This is a genomic window from Candidatus Methanomethylophilus sp. 1R26 (genome assembly GCF_001481295.1).
Classification (GTDB): domain Archaea; phylum Thermoplasmatota; class Thermoplasmata; order Methanomassiliicoccales; family Methanomethylophilaceae; genus Methanomethylophilus.
This window is the reverse complement of sequence record NZ_LOPS01000022.1, coordinates 1-17265: the sequence shown is the minus strand read 5'-3', so window position 1 is coordinate 17265 and position 17265 is coordinate 1. Positions and strand designations below refer to the sequence as shown.

Genomic DNA, 17265 nt, shown 5'->3' with positions numbered 1-17265 from the left:
GGTCAGCCTATAATAGCCGGAACGCCATGGTCCGTCCATGATACTGACGGATGAGGAGCAGGCCGTCCTGGACGGCGAGAAGGGCGCCGGCTTCCAGAAGGCCATGGAGCTGGTCGTGGCCCTGGGCAAGGTCTACGGCGCGGAGAGCCTCGTGGACATCGCATCCGCCCATCTTTCGGGCGCATCCTACAAGACTATCGGCGACGGGGGGCTGAAGTACCTCTCCGATCTCGCCGCCGGAGGGGCCAAGGTCTCCGTGCCCTCGACCCTCAACCCGGTCGGCATGGACCGCGGGCGCTGGAAGGAGATGCACATCTCCCCTGAGTTCGCGGAGAAGCAGCTGGAGATCATCGACCTGTACGGGAAGATGGGGATAAGGAAGACCTGCTCCTGCACCCCGTACCTCGGGGACAACGTCCCGAAGAAAGGACAGCATATCGCCTGGGCAGAGTCCTCCGCCCTCTCCGTCGCCAATTCGTATTTCGGCGCCAGGACCAACCGCGAGGGCGGGCCGGGCGCCCTGGCCGCCGCCATCATCGGCAAGACCGCCAACTACGGCCTCCATCTCGACGCCAACAGGAGACCGACCAAGGTCATAGACGTCTCGGATTTCGGGGGGTCGGTGTTCGACTACTCCCTTCTGGGACAGGCGGTCGGGATGGAGATGGGCCGCGGGGTCCCTTACTTCCGCGGGCTCAGGGACATCGCGATCGAGGATGCCAAGACCCTCTCGGCGGCCATGGCGGCCGCCGGTTCCGTGGCGCTCTGGCATGTCGAGGGATGCACCCCCGAGGCGAAGGACGGCCTCGACATCTCCGGCCTGGAGCACATCAGCATAGGGAAGGAGGAGATGAAGGCCGCGTACGACAAGCTGAACACCGCGGACGATGTCCAGCTGATCGCGCTGGGATGCCCCCACCTCTCCCCCAAGGAGATGCACGACATCGCATCGATGCTCAAAGGGAAGAAGAAGAGGAACAGGGACACGGAGATCTGGTTCTGCACCTCGGAATCCGTGCGCGAGCAGTGCACCGAGGACGTGAAGATCATGGAGGAGTTCGGCCCCGTCCTGGCGGATACCTGCATGGTGGTGGCGCCCATCGAGGGCACCTTCCGGAGGACGGCCACCAATTCCGCCAAGGCCGGCAACTACCTGCCCACCCTCTGCTCCCAGAAGGTCATGTTCGCTGATATCCCCGACCTGCTGAAGGTGATAGAATGATCATGAAGGGCAGGGCGATATCCCCCCGGCTTCGCCGAGGGCACCGCTGTGACCTATCCGGAGGCGTTCAGCTTCCTTGGCGGCGTGGACGGCTCCACCGGGGACCTGCATGTCAGAGACGGGAACATCGCCGGCAGGGTGTTCATGTTCCCGAACGGGAAGGGGTCCACCGTCGGATCGTACGTCGTCTACGACTCATGGTCCACGGGAAGGCGCCTCTGGCACTTGTGAACAGGAGCGCCGAGACCATCGTCACCACCGGGGCGGTCATCTCGTCCGTGCCCATGGTCGACGGCATCGACGTCTCCCTCTTCCGCGACGGCGATGAGGTCGCCGTCGACGGGTCCCGCGGGTACGTGGAGCTGAAGGGCGTGGAACTCAGGCACACCGTCTCTTCCGCCCTCGTCTGCGGCGGGAAGGTGCTGTACCTGAAAAGGCCCGATCATGCGCACTCGTTCCCCGGGAAGATATCACTAGTGTCGGGCAGCGTCGAGAGGGGGGAGACCCCCGAGGAGGCCGCCCGCAGGGAGATCTCCGAGGAGACCGGGATCTCCGTCGGGTTCCCGGATGCCGCCGGAGAGGAGATCCTCGTGAGGGAAGGGAACATTGTCTGGGACGTGCATCCGTTCCTGTTCCGCGTGCCCTCGGAGAAGGTCGCGCTCAACAGCGAGAACGAGTCCTTCCGCTGGGCGGTCCCCGGGGAGATCCCGGAGGAAGAACTGGTGGATGGCGTTCCAGGGCTGGTCAGGTCGCTCCTGGGATGAGGCGATGGGGGTGCATGCCCCCTTCGCTGCCGGCCATTCCGTATCATCATGATTTCAAGAGCGAATCTCTGACATTCGCCACTATACTTAAATAAAAACAATACAACTTGACAGAAAGGCCGTTTTTAATAATACATCAATCATTGATGTAATGCAATAAACAAGTTCGCAATTTTTCGCTTATAGTCTGTGGATGGATCTCTATACCATGGCCGCTGCCTATCGGCGGTCTAAACTGAGGTGGAAGAATGGTATCTGAGATGACGCCTACCAGGCGTGTTTTGGCTGCGGTTCTCGGAGGTAGGACAGATTATGTTCCGCCCGCAAATCCTCTGGCGCAGACCACGCAGGACATGATGAAGTTCGCCAAGGCAACTTGGCCGAAGGCGCACAAGGACGCGAAGATGATGGCAGATCTCGCGGCCGCCCCATGGGAAGTGTGCGGGATAGAGGCGGCAAGGCCGCAGTTCGATATCTCGCTGGAAGCAGAGGTCCTCGGATGCAAGCTGGACTGGAGCAAGCCCGACCGGCCGCCTGTGACCGGGCCGGCCTACAAGGACCCCAAGGACATCACCTGGGATGACAATTTCTACAAGAAGGGGAGGCCCGCAGTAGTTCTGGAGGCGATAAGCATCCTCCGGGAGAGGTACTGCGGCGATCTGCCCATCATCCCGGTCATCACGGCGCCGTTCACCGTCGCCGGGCACATCATGGGGGTGGAGAACCTGGTCATGATGACCGTCACCAACCCCGAGAAGGCTCACGAAGCAATCGAGGCGGCGACCGAATTCTGCATAGAATACGGCCGGCGCCAGGTGGCGGCGGGAGCGCACATCCTGTTCCCTGCGGACCCGTCTGCATCAGGCGACCTGATCTCACCGGAGACCTACAAGGAATTCGTCCTCCCGTACCATCAGAAGATGGCCAGGAGCATCAGCGCCCCCAAGATCCTCCATATGTGCGGGCATACCGAGAAGCTTCTGCCGTACATCCGCCAGAGCCACATGGACTGCTTCTCCTTCGATGCCCCGCCGGCATGGTATGTCAGGATGCAGCTGGGCAACGAGATGCGCTGCCTCGGAAGCCTCGATGTCATCGATCTGATGCCCAACGGGACTCCGGAGCAGGTCTACCGCCGGACTGCCCAGTGCATCCGCGAGGGCGTGGATGTAGTGGGGACTGCCTGCGATGTGTCGAACGGGACCCCGCTCGCCAACCTGAAGGCCTATGTGAAGGCCTGCCACGACACGCCGATACCCGACTGCTGCGATGTGGAGGACTGTGTCCGCGCTCTCGGAGCGGCCAAGGCCAAGAGCCTCAGGGCGATGGGTAATATCAGCATCAATGCAGGAGGCGGTTTCTGATGCACATGGACGTCATGATGCAGGGAATGTACGAACTGAAGCAAAAGGACCCGGTGAGGTTCAATCAGCTCGTGAACGAGGGCATGGCGGCCGAACTGGGCTTCGTCGAGCCCGATACCAAGAAGGCGGCCGATGCCAAGAAGCTCAAGAAGATGTACTACTCCGACAAGAAGGAGTATGCCGAGGTATCCGACGGCGTCCTCAACGGGAAGAGGAAGATCGTTGAGGAGAAGGTCAGCGCCCTTCTCAAGAACGGATACGATCCGGTGGACATCGTCAGCCACGCGCTCATGCCCGGGATCCAGGTGCAGTGCGAGCTTTACGACGAGGGCAGGTCGTATGTCCCCGAGATCCTCATGTCCAACGACGCCATGCAGGGAGGGATCTCACTGTGCCAGAAGAAGATCGGAGATGTTCCGAAGAAGGGCGTCATCGCCTCCTTCGTGGCCGAGGGAGACCTCCATGATATCGGGAAGAACATCTGCGCCGCCATCCTCAGGGCCAACGGGTTCGAGGTGATCGATATCGGCAGAGACGTTCCGAAGGAGAAGGTCCTCGAGATCGTGAAGAAGAACAATGTGCAGATGGTATGCGGCTCGACCCTCATGAGCACCACCAAGGCCGGACTGAAGGATACGGCGCTCCTCCTGGAGCTCCAGAAGACCGGCGTTCCGGTGGCGTGCGGAGGGGCGGCGGTCTCCAAGGCCTTCGTCGATACCTTCAGCAACGCTCTGTACACCAAGACCCCCCTGGAGACCGTCCGCGATGCCACCGGCATATGCCAGGGCACGAAGCAGTGGAAGGACTTCAGGGAGTGAGCCGGCGGCGGTCGTGAGATGATATGGGGAGAACAGCGGTAGCTCTGGATATCGGCACGAGCGGGATGCGCGCACAACTGCTCGACCTGGAATCGGGCGGGGTCGTGCGCACCTGCGTGACCTCCAGGAACCTCTTCCCGGCTCCAATGTGATGGATCACCTCACGTTCGCCATCGAACGCGGGACCGACACTGCAGGCAGCATCCTCCGGTCGGCCGTCGGCGAGCTCCTGTCAAGGCTGAAGGCGGAGGGGATCTGCCGCCTGGCCGTCTGCGGGAACCCGATACAGCTCTCCCTGTTCCAGGGGGTGGAGATCCGCGACCTCGCCTATGCCGGAAAGAACAAGCTCGCTGACGAAGGTGTCCCGGAGGTGGACCGGAGCGGGCGCATCATATCAGGGGATGCTGTCGGCCTCGGCCCGGATGTGGAGGTCGTCATTCCGCCGGCCGTCCGCCATGAGATCGGGGCCGACGCCCTTGCCATGATGGTATGCTCCGGGTTCCTGGACGACGATATGTGCATGGTGACGGATTACGGCACCAACGCCGAGATGGCGATCAAAGTGGGCGACCGCATCTGCACCGGTTCGGCAGCTGCCGGGCCTGCTCTCGAAGGCCAGCAGATCTCCTCGGGGATGCTTGCGGGGCCCGGCGCACTTAGCGACCTGGAGAGGATCCCGGAAGGCTGGAGGTGCAAGGTCCTGAACAGGTCCATGGAGGCCCAGGACGGCCCCCTGATCAACATGAGGAGCTGTTTCGTCCGGAAGGGCGGTCTGGCACCAGTCGGGATCACCGGCACCGGCACCGTCGCCCTCATCTATGCCGGCATCCAGGACGAGCGCATCGTGCTTCCGGAGGTCCGCGGAGATTCCATCCCGGTGGCACGCGGCATATCGTTCTCCACCAAGGACCTGCAGGAGGCAGGAAAGGCCATCGGGGCCATACGCGCCGGGCAGATGACCCTCATGGTGAAGGCGGGCGTATCTCAGAAGGAGATAGGCACGATGTACATGGCCGGGGCCTCCGGGACCTATGTGGACCCGATCAAGGCCAAGGCCCTGGGCATGGTCCCCCCGCAGGCCCATCGCATCATACAGGTGGGGAACACCTCTCTCCGTCTCGCCCGCAGCCTGGCACTGGACCCGGGCAGGCTGGCGCAGCTGAACGAGATGAGGAAGAAGCTTCTCGCCGAGCACGTCATGTTCGCATCATCCGACGTGTTCAGGGACCTCTATGTGAACGAGCTCGCCTATTGGACCGAGGGTATGCCTCCAGACCGCTACAGGCGCACTCTCGCCGATCTGGGTCTTGACGGATATCTCGATGAGATCTCGGATTCGGATGTTGTGAAGACCTCCGATCGGGACATAGACGACATCGGGGAATCTTTCGAGATGTTCGATCTGCAGACGTCCCTGGCCGGCGAATGGGATTGCAGCGGGTGCATGGCATGCGTCCGCAACTGCCCTGAGAAGGCCCTTACCAAGAACGGGAGGAAGTTCGCCATCAATGCCGGGAGGTGCCTGGGGACAGCATGTGCCAGGTGCCGTGACAACTGCCCCGACAAGGTCTTCGACTGGAGCCGGCTGTCGGTCGAAAACCGATAAAAAGGTGCGGGGGAGGGCGCTCCCCTTTCCCGAAGGGTTTCAGATCCTGGTGGACGCCACTCCGATGGTGACGTTCTTCCCGGTGATGTCCCAGTCCTTGACGGACTCGCGGCGGGCTCGTCGGTGAAGACGATCTGCTTGGCGCGCACCTCGGACATGATGTGGTCCTTCCAGGTCTCGAACAGGGCGGTGAGGCGGGGCTCGGCCTCACGTCGACGTTGATGTAGTCCTCGACGTTCAGCTTCATGTCCTTCCTCATCTGCTGGATCCTCCTGATCAGCTCGCGGGCGTATCCCTCGGCCTCGATCTCGGGAGTGATCTCGAAATCGATGAAGAGCTCCCCTTCCGAGAACGGCACCGGCTCGATATCGCTCTTGCCGACGACCTCTCCGTTGGGCGGGAGGTAATCGATGCTCTTGATGTTGCCCTGCTGCGCCAGGACAGAATCGAAGACCTTCACGAGCGAGTTGACCTTCTCGTCGGCCCCGCGGACGTAGACCGCCTTCAGCGGCCACCTGAGCTTGGACCCGGTCTTGGCCCTCTCGGCCGCGACGGTCTCGATGATGTTCTGGATCAGGGACATGCTGTGCTCGAGGTCCTCGTTCACCAGGCTCATATCGGGCTTGGGCCAGTCCTCCATGTGGACGGTGAGCTTCTTCCCGTCCATGGCGCCGTAAGCGATCTCCGAGATGTGCGGGCAGACCGGGGCGAGGGCTATGGCCGCGCTCATGATCGAGCGGTGGAGCATGAAGTAGGAGGCGGTCTTGTCCTCCGAGCTCTCCTCGTCCCAGCTCCTGTCTCTTATCAGGTGCAGGTACCAGCGGGAGAGGTCCTCCATGATGTAGTCGGACAGCGCGCGGGCGACCTTCTGGAGCTCCCTGCTCTCGATGCCCTCGGTCACGGCCGCCTTCATCTTCTCCGTCCTGGAGAGCATCCATTTGTCCTCGTTCCTGAGGTGGGGCATGATGCTCTCGAGGCTGTGCTCAGCGGGGTCGTACCCGTCCATGGACATGTACATGGCCGCGAAGTTGATGACGTTCCAGAAGGTGTTGAGCACCTTCCAGGCGTCCTTGGGGCCGGTCTTCTGGAAGGAGGTGTCCTCCCAGGGGGCGTTGACCATGATCATGTAGAACCTGAGGGCGTCGGCGCCGTACTGGTCGATGACCTCCTCGGGGGTGACGACGTTACCGAGGGACTTGGACATCTTCCTGCCCTTGGAATCGAGCATCCACCCGTGCATCATCACCTCGTCGTACGGGGCGCGCCCGAAGGAGACGACGCCGGCCGCCAGCTGGGTGTAGAACCATCCGCGGGTCTGGTCCTGGGCCTCGACGATGAACTTCGGGGGCCACCATTTCTGGAACTCCTCCTTCCTGTGGGGGTAACCGAGGTCCGCCCATGCTGCGACGCCGGAATCGAACCAGACGTCCATGACGTCGGGGATCCTGCGCATGGTGCCGCCGCACTTGGGGCACTTGAAGGTCACGCCGTCGATCCAGGGGCGGTGGGTGTCCATGCCCTCGGTGTACCCCTCGCCTTCCTTCAACTCGTCGTACTGGCCGACGACCTTCTTCTCGCCGCAGGAGCATTCCCAGATGGGGAGGGGGATGCCCCAGAACCTCTGCCTCGAGACGCACCAGTCGCGGGCGCCCTCCACCCAGTTCTTCTCCCTGGCGGCGCCGGCCCACTCGGGGGTCCATTTGACGCGGTCAATCTCGGATAGCATGGTGTCCTTCACCTTGGGGACCTCGATGAACCACTGGCGGGTGTTCCTGTAGATTATGGGGGTCTTGCATCTCCAGCAGTGGCCGTACCTGTGCTTGATCTTGGAGGTGTTGTAGAGGATGCCCTTGTCCTGCAGGTATTTGATGACCTCATCGTTGCAGGTGCGGACCTTCTTGCCGGCCATCATCGGGAAGTCCTGCGTGAACCTTCCGGACTCGTCCACCGGGCAGAACGCGGGGATGCCGAACCTCCTGCCGGTCTCGAAGTCGTCGGGACCGAACCCGGTCGCGGTGTGGACCAGCCCGGTGTTGTCCTTCTCGACGTAATCGGCGGTGACGACCTTGTAGGTGTAGTCGGTCCTCTTCAGGCAGTCCCCGATCTCGAAGGGCGGGACGTAGCCGGTGCCGACCAGGTCCTTCCCCTGCATCTCGCCGAGGATCTCGAAGGAGGTGTAGCCTCCCTTCTGCATGACGAACTCTGCCTGGCACTTCATTATGATGACGGTCTCGGACCTGCCGTCCTCCGCTTTCATGAGGACCCTGGCGTAGGTCTCGTCCGGGTGGACGGCCACGGCCACGTTGGAGGGCAGGGTCCAGGGGGTGGTGGTCCAGATGAGGAGCGACGTCCCGCTCCCGTCGGCCAGGGGGAACCTGACCATCACGGAGGGGTCGGTCTCGTCCCAGTAGTCTATCTCGGCCTCGGCGAGGGCGGTCTCGCAGCGGGGGCACCAGGTGACGACCCTGGACGAGTCCTTCAGCAGCCCTTTTTGAACGCCTGCTGGGCGGTCCACCAGGCGGACTCCATGTAGTCGAGCTTCAGGGTCTGGTAGGGACGGTCCCAGTCCATCCAGACGCCCAGCCTCTTGAACGCGTCGGTCATGCTGGCATGCAGCCCGTAGGCGAAGTCCTGGCAGGTCGTGACGAACTTGTCTATGCCGATCTCGTCGGTGATCTGCTTCTTGGAGTGGACCCCGATCTTCTTCTCGACCTGGACCTCGATGGGGAGGCCGTGCATGTCGAACCCGGGCTGGTCGCGGACATTGTAGCCGTTCATCCTCCAGTAGCGGATGAGGATGTCCTTGACCGTCTTGTTCATCGCCGTCCCGAGGTGGATCGATCCCGTCGTGTAAGGGGGGCCGTCGAGGAAGTAGAACGCCGGTCCGTGCTCCCTCAGTTCCTTGGTCTTCTCGTATGCATGCTCCGACGCCCAGAGCTCCTGGACGTCCTTCTCCGCCTTGGGGGCGGAATAACTGGCCTGGATCTGCTTTATCATCGCTCGTCCTTCTGAACGGGGTATATCTTGCCGCCGTTCACGGCCCGACCATCGGCTCCGATGTTATATAGCTTGCCGAAGCCCGGAACTGCATCGGACTGCTGGGTCTTCATGCGCCTGTCCGCAGGCCGCTTCAGAAGAACGCGTCCAGGGACCTCTGCTGGCGCCTCTTCTTCTGCTCGGCGCGCGCTTTATCGATCCTGTCGAGGGCGGCCGCCACCCTGTCCTCGGAGAAATCGTACCCGGCAAGCATATCGATGACGCCTGGCGGTCCGGCTCGGAGTACTGGGTATCGTATCCGTCGGCTCCTTTGTAGTTCAGGAAGATGTCCCTGATCTCATCGCGGTCGGGTATGTCCTCCCCGATCCTGGCGAGGACATGCTCCAAGTCCCCGTTGTCACGGATGTACTTCAGCGCCTTCTTGGGCCCGATTCCCTTGATTCCGGCATTGAAGTCCGTTCCCATGAGCATGCACATATCGACAAGCTGCCCGCGGGTGATCCCGAGTGCGGACAGGCATTCGGCCGAGTCGATGATCTCCGTCTTTATCTCCCTGTAGACGTCCCTTCCCGGTACTTTCCTCCTGCCTGTGAGGGTGAGGTTCCTCACCAGGGTCGGGGTCCCGAAGAGGAGGGAATCGTAATCCTGGGACGCGGCGGCGTAGACATCCCCTCTGATGCACATGTACGCGGCCTCCTGCTCCCCGTCCGAGGGCGCCTGGACGATAGGGAACCCCATGAGCCCGATGAGCTCTCTCGCCGATTCCCTGACATCCTCGGTCATCCTCGATGTCTGCTGGGCCTTCGTGCGGGCTGTCTTCAAATCCCCCCGCTCGACCGCCTCCCTCCATTCCTTCTCGGCCTCGTCCCGGCGGGCTCTCCTCTCATCGAGGGTCGCGCGCTTCAGGGGATGGGGCTTGCCGTCGAAGACGAAGATCGGCTCAATGCCGGCCTCCACGAGGCTGGCGCTCCTGTGCAGGAGCCCCGTGAGGTGCGACGTGGTCCTCCCCCTACTGTCGCACAGCGGGTACCCGTCCGGCTGGCGGATGGCCGACATGAATTGGTAGGCGATGTTGTAGGTGTCTATCGCCACCTTCCTGCCGCCCAGGTCCGAAGGCTCGATCTGCTTGGCCTCGATGAGGTCGGACAGGTTTACCCCCGTATCAGTCCCTCCCGAACCTCTTCCACACGGCTATCTCACCGGTCATGTCCGGAAGGCCGAACAGGGCGCTTCCGGCGACGAGGACGTTGGCGCCGGCATCGGTGCACAGTTTCCCGGTCTCACAGTTTATCCCCCCGTCGACGGAGATGTCCAAGCCGGGGTTGTGGTCGTCGGCCCATCTCCTGACCGCCTCTATTTTGGGCAGGCACTCCGGATGGAACTTCTGCCCGCCGAACCCGGCGTCACGGTCATGATGAGCACCATATCGACCTTGTCCAGGTACGGGTCCAGCATGCTGATGTCCGCGGGCGGGTTGATGGTGATCCCGGCCCTCAGGCCGAGGTCTTTGATCTTCTTCACGGCGGCCATCACGTCGCCTTCGGCCTCCGCATGCACGGTGATCGAATCGCATCCTGCCTTCGCGAAGTCCTCCACATAGCGCACGGGGTCCTCGATCATGAGATGGGCGTCGAACGGCAGCCCGCAGCATTTCCTGGCGCATTTTATCACAGGCGCTCCGAAGGTCAGATTGGGGACGAACATCCCGTCCATCACATCAAGGTGGGCCCAGTCGGCCCCGGACCTCTCTATCCTCGCCAGCTCCTCCCCGAGCCGGGAGAAGTCGCACGAGAGCATCGACGGGGCAATCTTTGTCATGCACCGCCAATCGCTGAATCAGGTAAAAAGTATTGCCGTCTGACATACGTATGCTGGGTCTTTTGAACGACCGTCCGAAATTTATAGTCCGACGGCGATGACCGCAGCATGTCGGGAACGGCTGGCCACGGGGCCAAGGTCGATGTATGCGATGTGGAGGGCTGCAGCTGCGAAGCTGAGCGCTCCCTCAATATGAAACAGGTTGCGAAATGCTCTCTGAAACTGAAGGACAGCGGGGCGCGTTCGGTCCATCTCTGCAAAGAGCATTACAAGCAGTACAAGAAGGAGACCAAGACCGAGAGGTCCCTGGACTCCGTGTACTGAGAACGTTCCGGGATCTTATCCGAGGCGCACGGGATGATGGACCTGCTTTTCCTGGGGACCGGGGCGAGCGTCCCGTCCAGGGAAAGGGCCCTTCCCTGCGTCGCTGTCCGCAGCGGGCCGGAGGTGGTCCTCTTCGACTGCGGGGAGGGGACCCAGCGCCAGCTGATGGTCTCCCCGTTCTCCCTCATGAAGGTCTCCGCGGTCCTGGTGACGCATCTCCACGGGGACCATTTCTACGGGCTCCCGGGCCTGATGCAGACGATGGGGCTCCTGGGCAGGAAGGACCCGCTCACAGTATGCGGGCCCGAGGGGTTCTCCGATGCCCTGGACAAGGTGAACAGGGTCTGCGGCGGGGAGTTCGATTACAAGGTCGATTCGAGGGACCTGTCGCCCGGAGACAGTGTGGCCGTCGGGAACCTGGAGGCGAAGGCGTTCGAGACCGTCCACGGGGTGCCGTCCGTAGGATACAGGCTGTCCGAGCCGCCCTCGCGCGGGAAGATCGATGCCCAGAAAGCGAAGGGATACGGCATAACCGGTCCGGAGTTCTCCGAGCTGGAAAGGGGGAGCGCCGTCAGGGGGGTCAGGCTGGAGGACATCACGGGCCCGCCCCATCCAGGTCTGTCGGTGGTCTACACCGGCGATACGCGTCCCTGCAGATCGATCGTGGAAGCGTCGCGGGGCGCAGATGCGATCATCCATGAATCGACTTACTCTTCTGCCGAGGCGCCATGGCCGAGGAGCGTTTCCACAGCACGGCGGCCGAGGCGGCCCGCGACGCGCTGGAGGCCGGCTGCAGGTACCTGTTCCTGGTGCACCTGAGCGGGAGGTTCGGGAAGGATGCCGGGCCCGTCGAGAACGATGCCCGCGCGGTCTTCGGGGATAATCTCCGCATACCGTCGGACATGTGCCATTACCGTCTTTCCAGGGCCGGGCTGACCGAGATCCGCCGAGGCTGGGTCAGACCAGTTTCAGGATGTCGGCCTTGGTTATCATGCCGACGAGCTTCCCCTTCTTCGCGACGAGGACCGCGCCGCAGTCGCTCATCATCGCGGTCACCGAGGAGACCGGGGTTGTCTCGTTGACAACCGGGAAGGAGTCGTCCATCACTGCCGACACCTGGGCGTCCTTTAGCTCCTCCATGGTCTTCCCGGCGCGGATCTTCTCGAAGATGCTTTTCTCCGAGATGCTGCCGACGGGGGTGTCCCCTTTCAGTACTGGGAGCTGGGAGAACCCGGTCGTCCTCATCAGCTCGGAGGCCACGCGCACCCTGTCGGTGCTCTGGACGCTGACGATGTCCTTGGAGGCCACGTCGGCCGCGGTGATATCGTGCTTGCCGCCCTTGGCCATGTCGTCAAGGGTCTCGAACAGCCTGACCACCGTATCATAGCTGGCCGATATGCGGCCCCTCTCGATCTTGGCGATAGTGCTCTGCGAGACGCCGGACTGTTTTGCGAGTTCCGTCTGGGTAACATCCATCGCCTTTCTCATTCTCCGGATATCGGATGCAGGCGGGAATTTCATGTCGGGAGGTTATCATTTATGCTTATTTGAATATAACCATCAATCCATATTATTTACCATTAAAGTCTACGAATTTTTAAAGTGAAGCATATGGCGTCCAAGAAGAATATCTACGTCAACGGGATCGAGCAGGTCCCTGTCCCCAAGAGGCAGATCGAGATCGTCGAGAGAAAAGGTATCGGCCATCCCGACTCCGTCGCCGACGGTGTCGCCGAGACCGTGTCCGAGTCCCTCTGCGCCATGTACATAAAGGAGGTCGGCCACGTCCTCCACCATAACACCGACCAGACCGAGGTCGTGGCCGGTATCTCCCGTCCTGCCTTCGGCGGAGGAGTGATCGTCAAGCCCGTCTACATCCTCATGGACGGAAGGGCGACCACCTACATCGAGAAGGACGGCAAGGAGTACGGCCTCCCTGTCGAGTCCACCGCCCTCAAGGGAGTCAGGAAATACCTGAAGAAGACCTACCCGTACCTCGACGTCGATTCCGATGTCATCCTAGATACCAAGCTCGGCATGGGCTCCGACGACCTGACCGGGGTCTACAAGGCATCCAACTTCCTGTCCAACGACACCTCGTTCGGAGTGGGATATGCTCCCTTCTCTGTCACCGACCAGCTTACCAAGCAGACCGAGAACTACATCAACGGGAAGCTCAAGAAGACCCTTCCCGAGGTCGGGCAGGATGTCAAGGTCATGTGCTCCAGGGTCGCAGCGAGATCACCATGACCATCGCCGCCGCCATGGTAGACAGGTTCATCGAGGACCCCACCGCGTACAAATCCGCCATCGAGCAGCTCACCAAGTCCGTCGAGGACTTCGGCGCCGGCATCATCGAGAAGTACGGCAAGAAAGAGAAGCTCAAGGTCGATGTCAACACCGGCGATGACTACAAGCGCGGGGTCTACTACCTCACCGTCACCGGGCTGTCCCAAGAGATGGGGGACGATGGGTCCGTCGGACGCGGCAACAGGTGCAACGGCCTCATCACCCCGTTCAGGCCCATGTCCATGGAGGCCACATCCGGGAAGAACCCCATCACCCATGTGGGGAAGATCTACAACGTCCTGTCCAACATCATCGCCAACGATGTCGCCAAGGTCGTCGGCGGGGACGCCGAGATCAATGTCCGCCTGCTCTCGCAGATCGGCCACACCATCTCCGACCCGCTGAACGCCAGCATCAACATCATCTCGGACGATTCCAAGCTGCTCGATTCCAAGATCGGCAAATGGAAGGGCGAGGCCTACGAGATCGCCGCCGACTGGCTCGACAACATCGACAAGGTCTCCGAGAAGATCATCGCCGGCAAGATCCAGACCTTCTGAGTCCGGAGGGGGCCGCGAGGCCCCTCCGGACCGCTTCTCAAACGATTTCAAACATGCACTTAATCAATTATTTATACTGACGAGCTGGATTACAAACTGATAATGATTACTGCTCCAACAGCAGCATCATCCATCATATCTGGGCCGTTAGGCCCGAGGAGTCCGACGTTAACATGAAAATCATGGATATTCCGGCCTACGGTCCGATGTTCCGCTTTACCGACGCGAACGTCTACTATGCCCTCTACATACTCTCGGACGGGAGGACGATGGGCCGCAAGCGCCTGGCGGCGGAGGTGGGCGTCGGCGAGGGCAGCATGCGCCGCATCCTCGAGAAGTTCACCGAGTGGGGGTTCGTCCTGATCCGCCAGACCGGGATCTCCATAACCAGTTCGGGCAAGGCGTTCCTGGAGCAGATCCCGCTGCGCCTGTCGGACGTGCAGCTCGAGGCCCTCTCGATCACCGGTCCGGTCCAGCAGTCTGTGATCGTATACGGGGTGGCGAAGAAGATAGTCAACGGCATGGAGCAGAGGGATGCAGGCATCAAGGCCGGGGCCACCGGATGCACCACCCTGGTCATCCGCGACGGCAAGCTCATGATACCGCCGGATTGGAGCCTCGATGAGCACTCCCCCGAACTTGCCTACAAGATCCGCAAGGCACGGCCATCACGCCTGATGACGCGATCATCGTCGGCAGCGGCGATACGAAGATCCAGGCCGTCGTCGCGGCCCTCAATGCTGCTTTCGATCTCATCTGACGCGGATGAAGCATCTTCACAGCTGGTCGGTTTTCGAGCCTCTCGCGGATGTGCCGGGGGAGGGTCCCCTCGGGGACCGGCTTGCAGGGATGGGGATCGGGGGGCTGGAGCTCTTCACGCTGGTCTCCCCTGTCGGCAGGGAATACATCGGAGTTCCAGGCATAACATCGGTCCATCTGCCTTATGCGATTGACTGGCACAGTGCATGGGAAGGCCGCCTCTACGAGGGGACGGAAGGCGAGGACCTAACATATTTCTCGTTCGGCAGGGACAGGGAGGAGGTCGTCTCCACGGTGAGGAAGGCCATCCGCTGCGCCGCAGCGGTCAAGCCCGCGTACGGGGTCATGCATGCAGGCAACACGGACATGAGGCAGGTCCTGAAGAGGAAGCACGAGAGCGACGACCTGCGCATCATTGAGGATTTCGCCGAGCTGATGAACCGGGTTGTAAGCCCCTTCCCCCTGGGGGAGCCCCCGTTCACGCTGGCGTTCGAGAACCTGTGGTGGGAAGGCCTCAAGCTCCGCGGCCCGGGCGAATGGAAGGTCCTCGAGCGGAAGCTGGAGTTCGACAACTGGGGGTTCACCCTCGACACCGGACACCTCATGAACACCGTCGACGGGCTTGACAGAGAGGATGATGCCATAGATGCGGTCCTCGCCGTCACAGACAGGTATCCATTGGACATGGACGACCGTATCATGACGATGCATCTGCAGCTGAGCCTTTCCGGAAGCTTCAGGCGCTCGATAAAGGATGACGGCAGGCATGACGGCGAATCCTGGAAGGACTTCACCGCTCGCGCCTACCGGCGCGCATCCGAGATCGATCAGCACAGGCCGTTCACGAGCCCCAGGGTCCGCGAGATCATCGATTCCGTGCGCCCAAGGTATCTGACGCATGAACTGTACGGCAGCGGTTCAGGTGACCGCTGGGGGGATCTCAGCAGACAGCGCTCCCTGTTTCCATGAGCGCTTCGTCAGGCATCCGGGAGCAAGGATGAAACGAGACGGGCCTTTTACAGGCCGTATCGAAATGACGGAGGACTGGGGAATCCCGCAGACCGTGTGTTCAGAGAGGAGCATTCGCCGAGCGGGTCCATTCTGTTCAAAGACGGGACTCCAGGGTGCATAGCCGATCCGGAATACGATTCCGAGGTTTTCTTTGACCGGGACATGACGGAGGACGGTCTGATCTTCAACGGGAGAAGGTCGATTGGGAACCGGTACATCGACAGATGGGGCAGGGACGGGGAATTCTACCAGGGAGGATGCTTCCTCTGCTATGATGGGGGGGAGGATGAGATAATACTTCGACAGGAACGAGGAGCCGTACCCATTGAGGGCGATCCCGGAAGAGGTGGCCGACCTATCAGAGGCGGGGAATCTGGAAGGGTAAAGGAATGGAAGGAAGAGGTTCCTGAATTAGGAAATTTCCGGTTGGACGCTGCACGCCCCCGTTCATACGGCTTATTGGGAAAGATCGCCCCGACAGTCATATGTGAAGAAGTTTCTGGAAATGCAATTTTACATACAGATATCAAAAATACAGGATTTTGCCATTATCATCATGCACTTCACACAGAAACGCAATACCCCGCCCATGTTTTCTATGGATATCTCATATATGTTTGAACTAGTGAATATAAAAGAATACGCGAGAAACAATGTCGACGTTCATCATAACAGACCGGAAGATGGAGAGTCTCTGCGAATCGTCATATATTACGGAACCTCCCAAATCGCCTGTTGTCTCCCCCATAGGGTTATTATGGTTTTCATCGGAAGGATTTAAACCGTCCGAAGTCCATCTCCTCGGCCCTCTTGCTTTCGAAAAATACGGTTCCAGCAAAGAAAAGCTGCTGTCTGAAACCTATGACAGGGCCGATTTCGGGACCGATCCGGATAAATTGAACTTCTATCGGTGCGGCCCTGTCGATACTGTCGGCGGCAGACTCGAAAGCAATTTCATGCCCAGTATGGCGAGAAGCTGTCTGCTGGTCCCGTTCGCCTGCTGGTACCTTCGGAAAGGAGAGTTCATAGCAATCCACCAGTGGGGCGGCGGCTGGCATCCTCACTACCATCCGTCCATCAGACCGATCGTGACCCCTGAGGGAATCAAAGAGCTTCAATACTGCGCCCTGGACATGGACGGGATATTCATGTTCCGCTCACAGGGAGGAACATATGAGCCCATGGCGCATCTGTTCGACGAGCTCCGCAGCGACCGTCCGGAAATGAAAGGGCATGATGTTTGGATGTTCCCGAGGGAGAAGACCGATGTGAAAGGCCTCATAGAGAGGTTCGGACCGGTTTATGATTTCGTGACGGTGGAGAACAGGCGCCCGTCAGAGGACGGCAGCAGATGGCACACTGCGCCCCTCGACGAGGCCATGGAGCTCGGAGAGGTGGAGAAATACCGGATGCAGTTGGTCGACAGACATTCGAGCGACGGCAGTCTCAACAGGCCCGTATCATATCTGTGCGTCGTACTGAAACGAATAATACTGAGGGCTGAGAAATATGTGCCGGCAGACTGTTGATATTCTGTCAATACAATGGCCCAATGAACATGTGAGAGACCATGCCGACCTACATCATCACCGATCTGAAACTTGAAGACATCTGCGAGTAGTCATGCAGGATGGAGCATAAGCCTTTCAAGGAGTTTTACCGCATCGGGCCGCTTGTGTTCATGCATCGTTCCTTCACCAAAGAAGACCTGTTGTCAAGATCCTACGACAGGG

General features: G+C 60.7%; 15 protein-coding genes and 4 pseudogenes. 13 read left to right on the top strand and 6 right to left on the bottom strand.

Going from position 1 to position 17265, the window contains the following annotated elements; translation table 11 throughout:
• The first annotated feature begins 37 nt into the window (after nucleotides 1–37).
• From AUQ37_RS04930 to AUQ37_RS04915, 5 genes and pseudogenes are all read left to right on the top strand, one after another.
• Nucleotides 38–1222, top strand: a complete 1185-nt coding sequence (locus AUQ37_RS04930; protein WP_058747655.1) for an aconitase X catalytic domain-containing protein — start codon at nucleotides 38–40, stop codon at nucleotides 1220–1222.
• Nucleotides 1219–1593, top strand: a pseudogene (locus tag AUQ37_RS13585) (aconitase X swivel domain-containing protein); the annotation flags it as partial. The gene AUQ37_RS04930 and the pseudogene AUQ37_RS13585, both read left to right, overlap by 4 nt.
• The gene (locus AUQ37_RS04925; RefSeq protein ID WP_394325621.1) at nucleotides 1579–1986 is read left to right on the top strand and encodes an NUDIX domain-containing protein; all 408 of its coding nucleotides are present in this window, start codon (nucleotides 1579–1581) and stop codon (nucleotides 1984–1986) included. The pseudogene AUQ37_RS13585 and the gene AUQ37_RS04925, both read left to right, overlap by 15 nt.
• Nucleotides 1987–2234: 248 nt before the next feature.
• Complete coding sequence (locus AUQ37_RS04920; protein ID WP_058747654.1) at nucleotides 2235–3350, top strand: MtaA/CmuA family methyltransferase; 1116 nt, start codon at nucleotides 2235–2237, stop codon at nucleotides 3348–3350.
• The gene (locus AUQ37_RS04915; protein ID WP_058747653.1) at nucleotides 3350–4168 is read left to right on the top strand and encodes a cobalamin-dependent protein; all 819 of its coding nucleotides are present in this window, start codon (nucleotides 3350–3352) and stop codon (nucleotides 4166–4168) included. Before AUQ37_RS04920 ends, AUQ37_RS04915 begins: the two co-directional genes overlap by 1 nt.
• Here AUQ37_RS04915 and AUQ37_RS12340 read toward each other — a convergent pair.
• A complete protein-coding gene (locus AUQ37_RS12340; protein ID WP_235584944.1) occupies nucleotides 4158–4328 on the bottom strand; it encodes a hypothetical protein in 171 nt (56 codons plus the stop codon). The two genes, AUQ37_RS04915 and AUQ37_RS12340, sit on opposite strands and share 11 nt — an antisense overlap.
• On the opposite strand from AUQ37_RS12340, the gene AUQ37_RS04910 reads away from it, so the two are divergent.
• On the top strand, nucleotides 4320–5774 hold the full coding sequence (locus tag AUQ37_RS04910; RefSeq protein WP_235584943.1) for a methylamine methyltransferase corrinoid protein reductive activase: 1455 nt from the start codon (nucleotides 4320–4322) through the stop codon (nucleotides 5772–5774). The genes AUQ37_RS12340 and AUQ37_RS04910 overlap by 9 nt on opposite strands.
• Here AUQ37_RS04910 and AUQ37_RS12335 read toward each other — a convergent pair.
• From AUQ37_RS12335 to rpe, 4 genes and pseudogenes are all read right to left on the bottom strand, one after another.
• Nucleotides 5674–6132: a DUF5915 domain-containing protein gene (locus AUQ37_RS12335; RefSeq protein WP_235584946.1), complete on the bottom strand. Its 459-nt coding sequence runs from the start codon at nucleotides 6130–6132 to the stop codon at nucleotides 5674–5676. The two genes, AUQ37_RS04910 and AUQ37_RS12335, sit on opposite strands and share 101 nt — an antisense overlap.
• Nucleotides 6133–6291: 159 nt before the next feature.
• Nucleotides 6292–8771: pseudogene (ileS, locus tag AUQ37_RS04905) on the bottom strand (isoleucine--tRNA ligase); the annotation flags it as partial.
• A 63-nt stretch (nucleotides 8772–8834) separates the two neighbouring features.
• A complete protein-coding gene (gene fen / locus AUQ37_RS04895) occupies nucleotides 8835–9878 on the bottom strand; it encodes a flap endonuclease-1 (protein ID WP_235584945.1) in 1044 nt (347 codons plus the stop codon).
• Between the two features lie 55 nt (nucleotides 9879–9933).
• Nucleotides 9934–10589, bottom strand: a pseudogene (rpe, locus tag AUQ37_RS04890) (ribulose-phosphate 3-epimerase).
• A 108-nt stretch (nucleotides 10590–10697) separates the two neighbouring features.
• Here rpe and AUQ37_RS04885 point away from each other — a divergent pair.
• Both AUQ37_RS04885 and AUQ37_RS04880 read left to right on the top strand, forming a co-directional pair.
• Nucleotides 10698–10913 carry a hypothetical protein gene (locus tag AUQ37_RS04885; protein WP_058747650.1) on the top strand — a complete coding sequence of 72 codons (216 nt, stop codon included), beginning with the start codon at nucleotides 10698–10700 and terminating at the stop codon, nucleotides 10911–10913.
• A gap of 33 nt (nucleotides 10914–10946) precedes the next feature.
• Nucleotides 10947–11732: an MBL fold metallo-hydrolase gene (locus AUQ37_RS04880; RefSeq protein ID WP_201013759.1), complete on the top strand. Its 786-nt coding sequence runs from the start codon at nucleotides 10947–10949 to the stop codon at nucleotides 11730–11732.
• A 138-nt stretch (nucleotides 11733–11870) separates the two neighbouring features.
• Here AUQ37_RS04880 and AUQ37_RS04875 read toward each other — a convergent pair whose 3' ends face one another.
• Nucleotides 11871–12401, bottom strand: coding sequence for a CBS domain-containing protein (locus AUQ37_RS04875; RefSeq protein ID WP_058747665.1), 531 nt, complete (start codon nucleotides 12399–12401; stop codon nucleotides 11871–11873).
• 123 nt (nucleotides 12402–12524) lie between these two features.
• Between AUQ37_RS04875 and AUQ37_RS13580 the strand changes: the two are divergent.
• From AUQ37_RS13580 to AUQ37_RS04845, 5 genes and pseudogenes are all read left to right on the top strand, one after another.
• Nucleotides 12525–13762: pseudogene (locus tag AUQ37_RS13580) on the top strand (methionine adenosyltransferase).
• A 206-nt stretch (nucleotides 13763–13968) separates the two neighbouring features.
• Nucleotides 13969–14715: a DUF4443 domain-containing protein gene (locus tag AUQ37_RS12320; protein WP_235584940.1), complete on the top strand. Its 747-nt coding sequence runs from the start codon at nucleotides 13969–13971 to the stop codon at nucleotides 14713–14715.
• Nucleotides 14612–15490 carry a TIM barrel protein gene (locus AUQ37_RS04860; protein ID WP_235584939.1) on the top strand — a complete coding sequence of 293 codons (879 nt, stop codon included), beginning with the start codon at nucleotides 14612–14614 and terminating at the stop codon, nucleotides 15488–15490. The genes AUQ37_RS12320 and AUQ37_RS04860 overlap by 104 nt, the downstream gene beginning before the upstream one ends.
• A 96-nt stretch (nucleotides 15491–15586) precedes the next feature.
• Nucleotides 15587–16153 carry a hypothetical protein gene (locus AUQ37_RS09960; protein WP_157844290.1) on the top strand — a complete coding sequence of 189 codons (567 nt, stop codon included), beginning with the start codon at nucleotides 15587–15589 and terminating at the stop codon, nucleotides 16151–16153.
• A 335-nt stretch (nucleotides 16154–16488) separates the two neighbouring features.
• Nucleotides 16489–17061, top strand: coding sequence for a hypothetical protein (locus AUQ37_RS04845; protein ID WP_157844289.1), 573 nt, complete (start codon nucleotides 16489–16491; stop codon nucleotides 17059–17061).
• Nucleotides 17062–17265 lie beyond the last annotated feature (204 nt).